At 72.0% G+C, this 15,280-nt stretch carries 11 protein-coding genes and 1 pseudogene; 9 read left to right on the top strand and 3 right to left on the bottom strand.

The annotated features are described in order from the left end of the window. Positions 1–17 precede the first annotated feature (17 nt). The 9 genes and pseudogenes from PBV52_RS02095 to PBV52_RS02055 all read left to right on the top strand — a co-directional run bounded on the left by PBV52_RS02095 (position 18) and on the right by PBV52_RS02055 (position 9,948). Positions 18–314 (top strand): sarcosine oxidase subunit delta, encoded by a 297-nt coding sequence (locus PBV52_RS02095; RefSeq protein WP_274236534.1) that lies wholly within the window; start codon positions 18–20, stop codon positions 312–314. Then, a complete protein-coding gene (locus PBV52_RS02090; RefSeq protein WP_274236533.1) occupies positions 311–3,184 on the top strand; it encodes a sarcosine oxidase subunit alpha family protein in 2,874 nt (957 codons plus the stop codon). The genes PBV52_RS02095 and PBV52_RS02090 overlap by 4 nt, the downstream gene beginning before the upstream one ends. Beyond that, positions 3,177–3,812 carry a sarcosine oxidase subunit gamma gene (locus PBV52_RS02085; RefSeq protein WP_274236532.1) on the top strand — a complete coding sequence of 212 codons (636 nt, stop codon included), beginning with the start codon at positions 3,177–3,179 and terminating at the stop codon, positions 3,810–3,812. Before PBV52_RS02090 ends, PBV52_RS02085 begins: the two co-directional genes overlap by 8 nt. 95 nt (positions 3,813–3,907) lie before the next feature. Further along, positions 3,908–4,351 (top strand): annotated as a pseudogene (locus tag PBV52_RS02080) (DUF6766 family protein); the annotation flags it as partial. Between the two features lie 42 nt (positions 4,352–4,393). Next, positions 4,394–5,140 (top strand): SOS response-associated peptidase, encoded by a 747-nt coding sequence (locus PBV52_RS02075; RefSeq protein ID WP_274236531.1) that lies wholly within the window; start codon positions 4,394–4,396, stop codon positions 5,138–5,140. A gap of 139 nt (positions 5,141–5,279) precedes the next feature. Beyond that, positions 5,280–6,221 carry a metal ABC transporter solute-binding protein, Zn/Mn family gene (locus PBV52_RS02070; protein ID WP_274236530.1) on the top strand — a complete coding sequence of 314 codons (942 nt, stop codon included), beginning with the start codon at positions 5,280–5,282 and terminating at the stop codon, positions 6,219–6,221. Beyond that, a complete protein-coding gene (locus PBV52_RS02065) occupies positions 6,218–7,045 on the top strand; it encodes a metal ABC transporter ATP-binding protein (RefSeq protein WP_373921811.1) in 828 nt (275 codons plus the stop codon). Before PBV52_RS02070 ends, PBV52_RS02065 begins: the two co-directional genes overlap by 4 nt. Beyond that, the gene (locus PBV52_RS02060) at positions 7,042–7,917 is read left to right on the top strand and encodes a metal ABC transporter permease (protein WP_274236529.1); all 876 of its coding nucleotides are present in this window, start codon (positions 7,042–7,044) and stop codon (positions 7,915–7,917) included. Before PBV52_RS02065 ends, PBV52_RS02060 begins: the two co-directional genes overlap by 4 nt. Positions 7,918–7,959: 42 nt before the next feature. Beyond that, entirely contained in the window at positions 7,960–9,948 is a 1,989-nt protein-coding gene (locus PBV52_RS02055; RefSeq protein ID WP_274236528.1) for a heavy metal translocating P-type ATPase, read from the top strand. Positions 9,949–9,964: 16 nt separating this feature from the next. On the opposite strand, the gene PBV52_RS02050 is transcribed toward PBV52_RS02055, so the two are convergent. The 3 genes from PBV52_RS02050 to PBV52_RS02040 all read right to left on the bottom strand — a co-directional run bounded on the left by PBV52_RS02050 (position 9,965) and on the right by PBV52_RS02040 (position 15,266). Continuing rightward, positions 9,965–11,032, bottom strand: coding sequence for a LacI family DNA-binding transcriptional regulator (locus PBV52_RS02050; protein ID WP_274236527.1), 1,068 nt, complete (start codon positions 11,030–11,032; stop codon positions 9,965–9,967). 98 nt (positions 11,033–11,130) lie between these two features. Beyond that, a complete protein-coding gene (locus PBV52_RS02045; RefSeq protein ID WP_274236526.1) occupies positions 11,131–13,503 on the bottom strand; it encodes a beta-galactosidase in 2,373 nt (790 codons plus the stop codon). After that, positions 13,500–15,266, bottom strand: coding sequence for a beta-galactosidase (locus PBV52_RS02040; protein WP_274236525.1), 1,767 nt, complete (start codon positions 15,264–15,266; stop codon positions 13,500–13,502). The genes PBV52_RS02045 and PBV52_RS02040 overlap by 4 nt, the downstream gene beginning before the upstream one ends. Positions 15,267–15,280 lie beyond the last annotated feature (14 nt).

Genomic DNA, 15,280 nt, shown 5'->3' with positions numbered 1-15,280 from the left:
GTTGAGAGAAGGACACCGTGCTGCTGATCGCTTGCCCATGGTGCGGGCCACGTGACGAGACCGAGTACCACTACGGGGGCCAGGCCCACGTCCCCTACCCCGAGAACCCCTCGGAACTCACCGATGCGCAGTGGGCCGAGTACGTCTTCTACCGCGACAACCCCAAGGGTCCCTTCGCCGAGCGGTGGATGCACAGCATCGGCTGCCGGCGCTGGTTCAACGTCGTGCGCGACACCGCCACCCACGAGGTGCTCGCCTCCTATCGGCTCGACGAGCCCCGCCCCGAACTGCCCCAGGCCGGAGGGAACCGATGACCCACCAGCACTTCCGGCTCCCGCAGGGCGGCCGTATCGACCGCACCGCCGTGCTGCGGTTCACCGTCGACGGACGGGAGCTGACCGGGCACCCCGGAGACACCGTCGCCTCGGCGATGCTGGCGAACGGCCTCGTCGAGGTCGGCCCGTCGCTCTACCGCGGCCGCCCGCGCGGCATCGTCGCCGCAGGTGTCGAGGAGCCCAACGCCCTTTTGCAGATCGATGGTCCGTGCTCGGAAGGTTCGTGCTCGGAGGGCATGCTCCCGGCTACGACGGTGGAGCTCTACGACGGCCTGTCCGTCGGCACGCTCTCCGGGATGGGCCGACTCGACCCGACCCCCGACCCCGCCGTCTACGACAAGAAGTACGCGCACACCGACGTCCTGGTCGTCGGCGCCGGACCCGCCGGACTCGCGGCCGCCGCCGCTGCCGCCGGCTCCGGTGCACGCGTGATCCTCCTCGACGACCAGCCCGAGCCCGGCGGTTCGCTGCTCTCCGACGCGCGGGCCGACCTCAAGTGGGTCGCCGACGTGCGCGCCGCGCTCGACGCCGCTCCCGAGGTCGTCGTACTGCGACGAACCTCGGCCTTCGGGTCGTACGACGACAACTACGTGCTGGCTCTCCAGCGGCGAACCGACCACCTCGGGGCCGCCGCTCCCGAAGGCGTCTCGCGCCAACGGCTGTGGCACATACGGGCCCGCCAGGTGATCCTGGCGACCGGCGCCCACGAGCGCCCGCTGGTCTTCGCCGGCAACGACCGGCCCGGGGTGATGCTCGCCGCGGCCGTGCGTTCGTACCTCAACCGGTATGCCGTGGCCCCGGGTTCGCGGGCCGTGGTGAGCACGACCAACGACAGCGCCTACGACACGGTCGCCGACCTGCACGCCGCCGGCATCGACATCGCCACCGTCGTGGACGCGCGCCCCGAGCTGTCCGACCGGGCGGCCGAGGTCGCCGTGGCCACAGGGGTGCGGGTGCTGACGGGCAGCGCGGTGGTCGACACGACGGGCGAAGGCCGAATCACCGGCGTCACCGTCCAGGCCCTCGACGCGGACGGTCGACTCACCGGTGAACCGCAGTCGTTCGACTGTGACCTGTTCGCCGTCTCGGGCGGCTGGAGCCCGGTGGTGCACCTGCACAGCCAGCGCCAGGGCCGGCTGCGCTGGGACGAGGACCTGGTCGCGTTCGTCCCCGACGGGACCGTGCGGGACCAGCAGGTCGTGGGTGCCGCCCGTGGGACGTACGACCTCGACGGCTGCCGGGCCGAAGGAGCGCGCGCCGGTGCGCGCGCCGCGACCGACGCCGGGTTCCCGGTGGCCGTACCGTCCGCTGTCGCCCGGCTCGCAGCCGGCCCGACGCGCGCCCTGTGGCTGGTCCCCGCCCCCGAGGGCGAACCCGGCGACTGGGACACCCACTTCGTCGACCTCCAGCGTGACGTCACCGTCGCCGACGTCTGGCGCTCCACCGGCGCCGGCATGCGCGGTGTCGAGCACGTCAAGCGCTACACCTCGCTCGGCACGGCGAACGACCAGGGCAAGACGTCCGGCGTCAACGCGATCGGTGTGATCGCCGAGGCCCTCGGCGGTTCACTGGGAGAGATCGGCACCACGGCCTACCGCGCGCCGTACACGCCGGTGGCCTTCGCCGCCCTGGCCGGTCGTGAGCGCGGCGAGCTGTTCGACCCCGAGCGCACCACGTCCATCCACAGCTGGCACGTGGCGCACGGCGCGGAGTTCGAGGACGTCGGGCAGTGGAAGCGCCCCTGGTACTTCCCCCAGCCCGGCGAGGACATGGACACGGCCGTGGCCCGCGAGTGCCGCGCGGCCCGTGAGGGAGTGGCGTTCACGGACGCCTCCACCCTCGGCAAGATCGAGATCTGGGGCGCGGACGCGGGCGAGTTCCTCAACCGCATCTACACCAACGCCTTCAAGAAGCTCAAGCCCGGCATGGCCCGTTACGGCGTCATGTGCAAGCCCGACGGCATGATCTTCGACGACGGTGTGACGCTCCGCCTCGACGAGGGCCGCTACTTCATGACCACCACGACCGGCGGCGCCGCCGGGGTCCTGGACTGGCTGGAGGAGTGGCTGCAGACCGAGTGGCCCGAACTCGACGTGCACTGCACCTCGGTGACCGAGCAGTGGGCGACGATCGCCGTCGTCGGTCCGCAGTCGCGCGAGGTCGTCGCCCATCTGGCTCCTGACGTCGATCTGTCCGCCGAGGCGTTCCCCTTCATGGCCTTCCGCGAGACGACCCTGGCCTCCGGCATCCCGGCCCGCATCTGCCGGATCTCCTTCTCCGGCGAACTCGCCTACGAGATCAACGTCTCCGCGTGGTACGGCCTGGCGGTCTGGGAGGAGGTGTACGCGATCGGCCGACCGTACGACATCACCCCGTACGGCACGGAGACCATGCACGTCCTGCGCGCCGAGAAGGGCTACATCATCGTCGGCCAGGACACCGACGGCACCGTGACCCCGCAGGACGCGGGCATGTCCTGGGTGGTCTCCAAACAGAAGGACTTCATCGGCAAGCGGTCCTACTCCCGCACCGACACCGCCCGCACCGACCGCAAGCAACTCGTCGGCCTGCTGCCGAGCGACCGCACGACCCGGCTGCCCGAAGGCACCCAACTCGTCGCGCCGGACGTGCCGATCACCCCCGAGGCCGGGCCGGTGCCGATGCTCGGCCACGTCACCTCCAGCTACCACAGCCCGGCCCTCGGCCGCCCCTTCGCCCTCGCCCTAGTCGCCGACGGGCAGGCAAGGAAGGGCCAGACCCTGCTCGCCCCGGTGGGCGAGAACCTGGTACCCGTCGAGGTGACCGACTTCGTCCTGTACGACCCCGAAGGGACCAAGCGAGATGGCTGAGCCGACGTTCGAGACCGGCGCAGGCGCCGGCCCGGTGGCCCTGCGCACCAGCCCCCTGGACCATCTGGCGGAGCGCATGCGCGCCGCCGCCGTCACCGGTGCCCGCGGTGTCGCGCTGACCGAGTGGCCGTTCCTCACCATGGTGAACCTGCGCGTCGACCCCGCCTCCGAAGCGGCCGACCGCATCGAGAAGGCCCTGGGCGCACCGCTCCCGCGCCAGTGCGGCCACACCACCACATCCGGCCCCTGCACGATCCTCTGGCTCGGCCCCGACGAGTGGCTCGTGCCGGCCCAGGTCGACCAGTCCACCGTGGCCGCCGAGTTGCGGGAGGCACTCGGATCAGGCCCGGGCTCGGTGGTGGACCTCTCCGCCAACCGCACCACGCTGGAGCTGAGCGGCCCGGCCGCCCGGCAGGTGCTGGAGAAGGGCTGCCCGCTGGACCTGCATCCCCGGTCCTTCGCACCCGGCCAGGCGGTGTCGACCACGGTGGGCCCCGTCGCCGTACTGCTCTGGCAGGTCGACGACGCGCCGACGTACCGGCTGTTCCCGCGGTCCTCGTTCGCCGACTACCTGGCGCGCTGGCTCATCGACGCGATGGGCGAGTACCGCGGTCCGGAGGTGCCTTGACGGCGTTGAGCGAATGAAGGGCACGTACAAGGAGGCCGCCCGCAGCGGCCTCGCCGTCCACGTCATCGAATGCTCACACCATGACGGAGACCGTCACCGTCTGGCTCCTCCAGCGCGGCTCACCGGAGTCCAAGGAACTGGACAAGGCGGGCCCCGAGTCCGACGAGGACCAGCTCGTGGGTGAACACGCCCCCGCCGACGCGCCGCGCTGGGCGCGTGCCCGTGGCCGGCGGCGGGCGGTGTACTCGCGGTCCCTGGGGCTGGTGATGGGGGCCGTGTTCCTGCTGTGCCGGCTCGCCCAGTCCGTCACCGGTACGGCCGCCTACAACGAACAGCAACTGCGCGGCCTGCAGGCCCCCATCAGCTGGGCCCAGTACCTCACCTGCGCCGACTTCAGAAACCGCACCCTGCAGAACTGGCAGTCCGAGCTGCTGGCGGTGGCGTAGATGGTCGTCCTGTCGATCTACCTGCGCCAGCGCGGCTCCCCGGAGTCCAAGCCCGTCGGCGCCGCGCACACCGCGACCGGCGTGCAGGGATGACGAGCCGGAGCGCAGTTCGCTCCCATGCGGCACAGTGGCAGTATGTGCGGCCGCTACGCCTCCTCCCGCAGCCCCGAGGACCTCGCCCAGCTGTTCCAGGTGTCCGAGTGGCATCCGGAGGAAACCCTCGCGCCGAGCTGGAACGTGGCCCCGACCGACGAGGTGTGGGCCGTCCTGGAGCGCACGCCGCGCGGCGCTGCCGAAGACGAGCCGGCCCGGCGCCGGCTGCGGCCCCTGCGCTGGGGTCTGGTGCCCTCGTGGGCGAAGGACGCGAAGATCGGCGCGCGGTTGATCAACGCACGGGTGGAGACCGTGCACGAGAAGCCCGCCTTCCGCCGCGCGTTCGCCAAACGCCGCTGCCTGCTGCCGGCCGACGGCTTCTACGAGTGGGACGAGATCAAGGACAGGAAGTCGGGCAAGGTCCGCAAGCAGCCCTACTTCATCCACCCGGAGGACGGGCAGGTGATGGCCCTGGCGGGCCTGTACGAGTACTGGCGTGATCCGGAGATCAAGGATGCCGACGACCCTGCCGCCTGGCTGCTGACCTGCACCATCATCACCACCGAGGCCACCGACACCGCAGGCCGCATCCACCCCCGCATGCCCCTCGCGCTCACCCCCGACCACTACGACGCCTGGCTCGACCCGCACCACCAGGCCACCGGCGATCTGCGCACCCTGCTCACCCCACCGGCAGGCGGCCACCTGGACGCCCGACCCGTCTCTCCGGCCGTGAACAGCGTCCGCAACAACGGCCCCCAGCTCCTGGACGAGGTCCCCGCCCCCTGACCCGGAAGGTGAGTTCTCGGTAAGGGTTGCCCTGGTGGACGGACACAAGGCACTCATGACATTCGTTTTCATCTAGCGTGGGCCCGAAGCCGGGACGGATGGAGCTCGGCGGACCATTCGCCCTGCCCCGGAGGTACCCATGCCCGCGTCCACGTCCCGACTCCTCGCGCCGCTGATAACCGGCACCTGCCTGGTCCTCCTTGCGGGATGCGGCAGTTCGTCGGACTCCGGCAGCGGCACCGATGCCTCGCACAGCCCCGCCGCGGCCTCCGTCATCCCGGTGGTGGCCTCGACCAACGTCTACGGGGACATGGCCGAGCAGATAGGCGGCGGGAAGGTGGAGGTCACCTCGATCATCAGCGACCCCGACCAGGACCCGCACTCCTACGAGGCCAACACGCAGAACCAGCTGGCGCTGTCCAAGGCGAAGGTCGTCATCGAGAACGGCGGCGGTTACGACGACTTCATCGACCGCATGCTGAAGACGAGCGGCGACTCGTCCGCCGAGGTGATCAACGCGGTCAAGGTCTCCGGCAAGGGCGCCCCGGCGGGCGGGGAGCTCAACGAGCACGTCTGGTACGACTTCCCCACGGTCGCCAAGCTCGCCGACCGCATCGCCGCCGCCCTGACCAAGGCCGACCCGGACGACGCCGCCACCTTCACCGCCAAAGCGAAGGCCTTCAAGGCGAAGCTGAAGCCCCTGGAGCAGAAGGAAGCCCGGATCAAGACCGCCCACGGCGGCGAGGCAGTGGCCATCACCGAGCCCGTACCGCTGTACATGATCGAGGCGAGCGGGCTGAAGAACGCGACCCCCGAGGAGTTCAGCGAGGCCATCGAGGAGGGCGACGACGTCTCCCCGAGGACCCTGCAGCAAACGCTGGCGCTGTTCACCGGCAAGAAGGTCAAGGCGCTGGTCTACAACGAGCAGACCTCCGGACCGCAGACCGAGAAGGCCGAGCAGGCGGCCAAGGCTGCCGGAATTCCCGTCGTCCCCGTGACCGAGACCTTGCCCAAGGGCAAGGACTATCTCGGCTGGATGACCGCCAACGTCGACGCGCTCGCGAACGCGTTGGCCAAGTGAGCCGGTCCACCGGGGCCGTGATCAGCCTGCGCGCAGCCGCCCTCTCCTACGGCGAGCGCGTGCTGTGGCGGGACCTCGATCTCGACGTACGGCCGGGCGAGTTCCTGGCCGTGCTCGGCCCCAACGGATCGGGCAAGACCAGCTTCGTGCGCGCCCTGCTGGGCGGGCGGCAGCTGTCCGCCGGCACGCTGACGGTGCTGGGCCGTCCGCCCCGGGGCGGCAGCCGGCACATCGGCTACGTACCGCAGCAGGGAACGCTGTCCGCGCACGCCATGCTGCGCGCCCGGGACCTGGTCCGCTTCGGCATCGACGGGCACGGCTTCGGACCCCGGCTGCGCACGGGCGCCGTACGCCGTCGCGTGGACGAGATCCTCGCCTCGGTCGGGGCCGCCGCGTACGCGGACGTCCCCGTCGGCCTGCTCTCCGGCGGCGAACGCCAGCGCGTACGCATCGGACAGGCGCTGGCGACCGACCCCCGGATCCTGCTGTGCGACGAGCCGTTGCTCTCGCTCGACCTGCACCATCAGCGGGCCGTGACGGAGCTGGTGGACGCACGGCGCCGCTCCCACGGCACGGCGGTGGTCTTCGTGACCCACGAGATCAACCCCGTGCTGGGACTGGTGGACCGCGTGCTGTACCTGGCCCGCGGCGGCTTCCGGGTCGGCACACCCGACGAGGTGCTGACGTCCGAGGCGCTGTCGCAGCTGTACGGCACGCCGGTCGACGTCATCCGCGTCCGGGACCGGATCACGGTCGTGGGCGTACCCGACGAAGTGGCGCAGCCGCCGCACCACCCCGAACTGACGCATGGAGTACGGCCATGACCATCGCCGACGGGATCTGGCAGCAGATCTTCGACTTCGACAACTACGGCGAACTGCTCGCCCTGGTCCGCAACTCCCTGATCGCCGGCGCCGCACTCGGCCTGGTCGGCGGCCTGGTGGGGGTCTTCGTGATCATGCGCGACCTGCCGTTCGCGGTGCACGGGATCAGCGAGCTGTCGTTCGCCGGTGCCTCGGCCGCGCTGCTGCTGGACGTGAACATCGTGGCCGGCTCGATCGTCGGTTCCCTGATCGCCGCCGGAGCCATCGGCCTGCTCGGTTCGCGCGCCCGGGACCGCAACTCGGTGATCGGCATCATCATGCCGTTCGGCCTCGGCCTCGGCGTGCTCTTCCTCGCCCTGTACAAGGGCCGGGCGGCGAACAAGTTCGGCCTGCTCACCGGGCAGATCGTCGCCGTCGACACCCCGCAGATGTCCTGGCTGCTCGGCACCTGTGCCGTAGTGCTCGTGGCGCTGGCGGCCATGTGGCGGCCGCTCACCTTCGCCAGCGCCGACCCGGAGGTGGCCGAGGCGCGGGGCGTGCCGGTACGGGGGCTGTCGTTCGCCTTCATGATCGTGCTGGGCCTCGCGGTCGCCCTGTCCGTCCAGATCGTCGGGGCGCTGCTGGTCCTCACCCTCGTCGTCACGCCCGCGGCCGCCGCGGCCCGGATCACGGCCTCACCGGTGCTCCTGCCGGCGCTGAGCGTGGTGTTCGCGGTGGCCTCCATCGAGGGCGGGATCCTGCTGGCCCTGGGCAGCAGCGTTCCCATCAGCCCGTACGTCACCACGATCTCGTTCACGATCTACGTCGTGTGCAGGCTGGTGGGGAGGTATCGGGCACGGCGGTGGGGAGCCGCGCGAGCCGCTCCAGTATGAAGACATGAATGAGTATTCATCTGTTCCTGTATCGTGCCGTGCATGACTTCCACGCTCACCTCGCCGTCGGCCGACCGAGCCGTGTCCGCGCGGTCCGGCCACGTGCCCCGGCGGCGTACGCGGCTGCTCGCGCTGCCGGAGGTCCGCTGGGCCGTCACGGCCACCGCGCTGTTCCTGCTCGCGCTGCCCCTGCAGTTCACCGGAGCACCTGCCTGGACCTGGGGCCCGCTGTACGCGCTGGCGTACGCCACGGGTGGCTGGGAGCCGGGCTGGGAGGGGCTCAAGGCGCTGAAGGACAGGACCCTCGACGTCGATCTGCTGATGGTCGTCGCCGCGCTCGGCGCCGCCTCGATCGGGCAGGTGATGGACGGCGCCCTGCTGATCGTCATCTTCGCGACCTCGGGTGCCCTGGAGGCGCTCGCCACCGCCCGCACCGCCGACTCGGTACGCGGACTGCTGGACCTCGCCCCCGCCACCGCCACCCGGATCGGCCCCGACGGCACCGAACAGGCCGTTGCCGTCGAGGAGTTGGCGGTCGGCGACACCGTCCTCGTACGGCCCGGCGAGCGCGTCGGAGCCGACGGACGGGTGCTGGACGGCGCCAGTGAGGTGGACCAGGCGACCATCACCGGCGAACCACTCCCCGCGGCGAAGGAGCAGGGCGACGAGGTGTTCGCCGGCACCCTCAACGGCACCGGCGCCCTGCGCGTCCGGGTCGAACGCGACGCCTCCGACTCCGTGATCGCCCGGATCGTGCGGATGGTGCAAGAGGCGTCCGAGACCAAGGCCCCCACTCAGCTGTTCATCGAGAAGGTCGAACAGCGCTACTCGCTGGGCATGGTGGCCGCGACGCTCGCCGTGTTCGCTGTCCCGCTCGCCTTCGGTGAGGCCTTCTCCGAAGCCCTGCTGCGCGCCATGACCTTCATGATCGTGGCCTCGCCGTGCGCGGTGGTCCTGGCCACCATGCCGCCCCTGCTGTCGGCCATCGCCAACGCCGGCCGGCACGGTGTCCTGGTCAAGTCGGCGGTGGCGATGGAACGCCTCGGCCAGGTCGACGCCGTCGCGCTGGACAAGACCGGCACCCTCACCGAGGGCACGCCGCGCGTCACCGACGTACGGCCGCTGCCCGGATACGGCCTGGACGAGGACGAGTTGCTGACGCTCGCGGCGGGCGCCGAGCACCCCAGCGAACACCCGCTGGCCCGGGCCGTGGTGGCCGCGGCACACGAGCGCCGCCTCGGGCTGCCCACCGCGCAGGACTTCGCCTCCGCGCCCGGGGTCGGGGTGAAGGCCCTCGTCAACGGCCGTACGGTCGAGGTCGGCGCCCCGGCCCGCCTGCTCGACCACGCCGACGGTGACGCGAGCCCGGTCGCCGCGCTCGCCGGGGAACTCGAGCAGTCCGGCCGTACCGCCGTCCTCGTGGTCGTCGACGGCGCCCCCGCCGGAGTGCTCGGCATCGCGGACCGGCTGCGCCAGGACGCCGCCGCCACCGTCGCCTCCCTCGCCGCGCTCACCGGCACCGCCCCGATCCTGCTCACCGGCGACAACCCCCGGGCCGCCGCCCGACTGGCCGCCGAGGCCGGCATCGAGGACGTGCGTGCCGGGCTGCTGCCGCAGGACAAGACGGGCGCGGTCAAGGAGTTGGAGGGCGCGGGCCGCAAGGTGATGGTCGTCGGGGACGGTGTCAACGACGCACCCGCCCTGGCCGCCGCCCACATCGGCGTCGCCATGGGCCGGGCGGGCTCCGACCTCGCCCTGGAGACCGCCGACGCGGTGATCGTCCGCGACGAACTCGCCGCCGTCCCCACCACCGTCGCCCTCTCCCGCCGGGCCCGGAAGCTGGTCGTGCAGAACCTCGTCATCGCCGGGGTGTTCATCGCCGGCCTCGTCACCTGGGACCTGGTCGGCACCCTTCCGCTGCCGCTCGGCGTCGCGGGCCACGAGGGCTCCACGGTCCTCGTCGGCCTGAACGGACTGCGCCTGCTGCGCGACGCGGCCTGGCAGCGAGCGGCGACCGACGCGACCGACTGAGGGAACCGACGGGCCGTCAGTGCCCCGGCGCGGGGCCGCTGCTGCGACGGACCACGAGGTCGACCGGGACCAGCGAGTCGACCCGGGGCGGCTCGGCGGGGCCGTCGAGCCGGTCCAGCAGCAGGCGCAGCGAACGCGTGCCGATCTCGGCGAAGTCCGTGCGTACGGTGGTCAGCGGGGGCAGGAAGTGCGCGGCCTCGGGGATGTCGTCGTAGCCCACGACACTGACGTCGTCCGGGACCGAGCGGCCGGATTCGTGCAGGGCGTGCAGCAGGCCGAGGGCCATCTGGTCGTTGGAGGCGAACACGGCCGTGACCTCCGGGCGCCGGGCCAGCTGCCGGCCCAGCTCATAGCCGGAGTCGGCGCTCCAGTCGCCGATCAGCGGGGCCGGGACCTCGGCGCCGGCCGCCTCCAGACAGGTCTGCCAGCTGCCCGTCCGGTGGTCGGCGGAGGTCCAGCCGGCCGGGCCCGCGATGTGCCACACGGTGCGGTGGCCCAGCCCCAGCAGATGCTCGACGGCCTTGCGGGCCCCGGCCCGAGAGTCGCCGGTGACCTGCTGGGTGTCGACGTCGAGGCCGTTCTCCAGCACGACCAGTGGGGTGTCGAGGTGGGTGTCCGCCAGGGTCTTGCCCACCCACAGCTGCGGGGCGATGGCGATCACCCCGTCCGCGCCCTCGGCCGACAGCCGGTTCACCGCCTCGACCACCGTGTCCGGCTCGGCCGTGTCCAGCGCGATCGAGCTCAGCAGGTAACCGGCCTCCTGGGCCGCGGTGTTGATCGCGGTGAGGATGGCGGCGGGGCCGTAGCGGGCGGCGTCGAAGGAGATCACGCCGAGCATCCGGGTCTTGCCGCTGGCCAGCGATCTGGCACTGCGGCTCGGTCGGTAGCCCAGCGTCCGCATGGCCGTCAGAACCGTCTCGCGGGTCTCGGGCCGCACCGACGGATGGTCGTTGAGGACGCGCGAGACGGTCTGCTTGGAGACACCGGCCAGCCGGGCCACGTCGTCCATCACGGGACGCGAGCCCGCGAAGTTCCGTCTGCTGCGCCCTCTCGGAGCGGAGCCGTCGGCGGAGCTGCGGGTCATGATGGCTGTTTCCTCGACGTCGGTACGGCGGTGGTGTCCCGCCCCGGCAGACCCCAGCATAGGCAGGCCGACGGGGCGGGATCCCGGATGGGCGCCGCTCAGCCCGGCGGTCGGACCGCCCAGGTACGGCTGCTGATCCACTCGGCCCGCGTCACGGCAGCCGTCCGCGCCGCGCCCCCTGCGTCCCGCGGCACGTGGACTCCGGCGTCGGCGTGCAGCGGCAGTACCCGCACCCGCAGCACCGCTCCCGCCGGGAGCCGTCCGATGTCCCAGACCCGCCCCGAGAAGAACTGGTCGGCGACCAACGCGTCCCCCACATACGCCCGCCCCACGTCCCCGCTCCAGTGCAGCCGCAGGACGGTGCCGTCCGGGAGATCCTCCGGTACGTCGATGCGGTACTCGGCGGCCACCGTGTCGAAGTACTTGTCGGCAGGCGCGCTCGCCCGGTCCAGCACGCCGGTCGAGGGCTCGGGTGCCGGACCGGCAGGCCGGACGAGGGTGACCGGCACCGCGGAGGCCTCACCCTCCGCGCCGCCGCCCCCGACGGTGTAGCGGGCGAACACCCCGTCCGCCTCGGCGGCCACCGTCGCACCGTCCACCAGCAGCGGATGCTCCGGCGCGGGCAGCACGGCGAACGACGGTCGTACGGCAGTGCTGTGCACCCGCACCTCGTCGCGGTCGAAGACGACCCCGTCCGCGCACAGCACCAGCCGCTCGGCGCCCCAGGCCTCACCCCGGTAGACGGTACGAGCCGTCGCCGCGTCCAGCACCAGCAGGCCGACCCGCCCGCCGTCCACCGCCTCCACCTCGACCAGCGCGTCGGTGCCGGGCCGCAGTCCGGTCAGCAGGATCCGGCCGTCCACCTCGGCGATGTCCCCGGACGGCGCGCTCACGGACTTCACCGTGCCCGCGTCCAGGGCGATTTCGGGCGCGACGCCGTCGGTGGCGGCCAGCACCAGGACCGGATGGCCGTCCAGGCCGACCGTGCACACCGGCTGCCCGGTCGCCCACTCCAGCCGCACACCCGCGACGTCGAGCCGCAGCGGCCAGCAGAAGTAGGCTCCGGCGGGCACGGCGACGGGCGAGCCGGGCAGCGTCAACGTCCCGGCGCCGCCCGGGAATTCGACGGTGAAGGAGGTGTCCGGACGGTCGGGCAGGGGTTCGTGCGGCTGGTGGTTGTTGACGAACAGGAAGCCCGAGGTGCCGTCCGCGCGGACCGCCCAGCGCAGCGTGTCCCGATCATGCTGGCCCTCAGGCCGACCCTCCGGCAGCACGGACTCCATCGGGGCGATGAGGTGGCCGAAGTCCGCCAACAGCAGGTGCTGCAGGCGTAGTTCGTCGTACGAGGGGCGGTACTGTCCGTACTCGCCGAGCGGTGCCTGGAAGTCGTACGTCAGGACGGGCAGGTCGTTGGGGTAGCCGGTGGCGTGGGACTCCTGGAGTGTGGATTGCTCCCCGGCCGGATTCGTGCCGCCGTGGAACATGTAGTAGCCCTGCCACACCGAGCCGCAGCCGATCTTGGTGAGCCCGAGCGCGCCGATGTCGGCGGCGTCGAGACGCGGCCGCCGGTGGTACGCCACCGCCATGCCGCCGCCCAACTCGCAGGTGGCCCAGGGAAATCGGTCCGCGAGGGCGTCCGGGGCGCCGCCCCGGACGGTGGTCGGCCGCAGATCGGCGCCGATGCCCTCGTCGTCGCGCTGGTGGGTGAAGAAGAAGTGCTTGCGGCAGGTGTCGGGCCAGCCGCCGTCCGCCTCGGTCCAGAAGGCCTCGGGGTAGCCCCCGTACAGGGGGAGCAGTTCGTCGCCCGGGAGCTGGACGCCGCCCCACGCGGTCGACGTCCACATCGGTGCGCTCAGGCCGGCCTCCTGGGCGAGGCGCTTCAATGTCCTGAGGTGACCGGGCTGGTCGTAGAGCTCGTTCTCGATCTGGATCGCGATGATCGGGCCGCCGTTGCCACGGTCGAGGCCGCGCAGCTGCTCGGCGATGGCCGCGAACCAGCCGCGCACCGGCTCCAGATACGCCGGGTCGTCGGTGCGGGGCGTGCAGTCGCGGGCCAGCAGCCAGTCGGGCAGGCCGCCGTTCCGTACCTCCGCGTGGGACCAGGGGCCGATGCGCGGGATGAAGTCCAGGCCGTGGCGGGCGCACAGTTCGGCGAAGCGGCGCAGGTCGCGGTTGCCGTCGAAGCGGACGCGGCCCTCGATCTCCTCGTGGTGGATCCAGATGAGGTAGCTCGCCACGGCGGTCACGCCGCCCGCCTTCATCTTCAGCAGTTCCTCCTCCCACTCCCCGGCGGGGTAGCGGGAGTAGTGGAACTCGCCGGAGACCGGGAACCAGGGGCGGCCCGAGCGGGTGAGCCAGCGGCTGGTCACCTCGATCGGGTCGGCGACACCGGGCGCGTCGGCGAACGGGAGGTGAGCCGTCAGTGGGGGAGCGGCGGGTGCGGGGATGCGCAGGCGGTGTGGGTGGGTCACCAGGTGTTCTCCGGTCCGAGGTCTGCGGTGTCGGTGAGCTGGGCGCGCGTGGCGGTGGTGGCGTGCAGTTCCAGGACGACGAGGTCGTTGGTGCCCGGGCGCAGGACCGGCGCGGGGACGTACAGGGTGTGCTGCGGGCCGCGGTTCCAGTAGCGGCCGAGGTGGAAGCCGTTGATCCAGGCCTGGCCCTTGGTCCAGCCGGGCAGGGCGAGGAAGGTGTCGGCCGGGGTGTCGACCTCGAAGGTGCCGTGGTGGAAGGCGGGTTCGGCGGCCGTGGGCGCGTCGGACGGCTCGAACGGCACAGCGTCCAGGTTGTGCAGCGGCAGGGGGTGGCAGTCCCAGCCCCGCAGGGGGGTGCCGTTGAAGGTGGCAGGGCCGAGGAGGCCCTTGGGGGCGCCGATGCGGGGGCCGTAGTTGACGCCGCCCATGTTCTCGACGAGGACCTCCAGCGTGGCGCCGGGGCGCGGGACGCGTACGGGGAGGGTCTCGTCGTGGCGTTCGCGTTCGAGGACGCCGACGGGGGCGCCGTCGACGAAGACCTGGGCGCGGTCGCCGACACCGCCCGCGAAGTGCAGCAGACCGTCGCCCGCCGCCTCGAAGGTCGTGCGGTAGAGGGCGTAACCGGTCTGCAGGCCCAGGTCGTTCATCGTGGCCGGGTCGTCGGTGCGGACCGGTTCGGCGAGGGTGGAGGCGTGGGGGAGGAGCGGGGCCAGGCGGTCCAACTTGACGGCGACGGGCGGGAGTTTGGGGACAGGTGCGGGAGCGGGCTCGTCGGGAATCGTCGCGTGGCGGGCGATGACCTCGCGGAAGGCGTGGTACTTGGGGCCCGGGTCGCCGCACTCGGTGAGGGCCGCGTCGTAGTCGTAGGAGGTGACGGTGGGCTCGTAGGCGTGCTTGTGGTTGGCGCCGTTGGTGAAGCCGAAGTTGGTGCCGCCGTGGAACATGTAGATGTTGACCGAGGCGCCCGCGGACAGCAGGCGGTCCAGGTCGGCCGCGGCGTCGGCCGCGTCCCGCACATGGTGCGGCCCGCCCCAGTGGTCGAACCAGCCGATCCAGAACTCCGCGCACATCAAGGGGCCCTCGGGCTGATGCCTGCGCAGCTCCGCCAGGTTCTGCTCGACCCGGCTGCCGAAGGTGGCCGTGGCCAGTACACCGGGGAGGCTTCCGGCGGCCTGGTGCTCGGGGTTGGCCTGGTCGCAGGTGAAGAGCAGCTCCTCGACGCCCTGGGAACGGAAGGCCTGTTCGAGGTGTTTGAGGTAGGCGGAGTCGTCGCCGTAGGCCCCGTACTCGTTCTCCACCTGTACGGCGATCACCGGGCCGCCCGCCGCGGCCATGTACGGCAGCAGCGGAGGCAGCAGGGCGTCGAGGTAGCGGTCGATCGCCCCGGTGAAGCGTGGGTCGCTGGTGCGCAGCTGGATGTCGTGGTCCGCGATCAGCCACGCGGGCAGACCGCCGTCGTCCCACTCGGCGCAGATGAACGGCCCCGGGCGCAGCAGGACGTGCAGGCCCTCGTCGCGGGCGAGGCGCAGATAGCGGGGCAGGTCGAGGAAGCCGTCGAGGACGAGGGGGCCGTCCGGATCGGGCTGGTGGAGGTTCCACGGCACATACGTCTCCACCGAGTTGAGCCCCATCAGGCGGGCCTTGCGCAGCCGGTCGGCCCACTGGTCGGGGTGGATCCGGAAGTAGTGCATCGCGCCGGAGATGATCCGGAACGGCTCGCCGTGCAGCAGAAAACCGTCGGGGGACGTCGTCAGAGCGGACATACGGAAGCTTCCCT

Origin of the sequence: Streptomyces sp. T12 (genome assembly GCF_028736035.1) — a bacterium.
Taxonomy (GTDB): Bacteria; Actinomycetota; Actinomycetes; order Streptomycetales; family Streptomycetaceae; genus Streptomyces.
The sequence above is the reverse complement of the archived record's forward strand: the minus strand, read 5'-3'. Positions and strand labels throughout refer to the sequence as shown.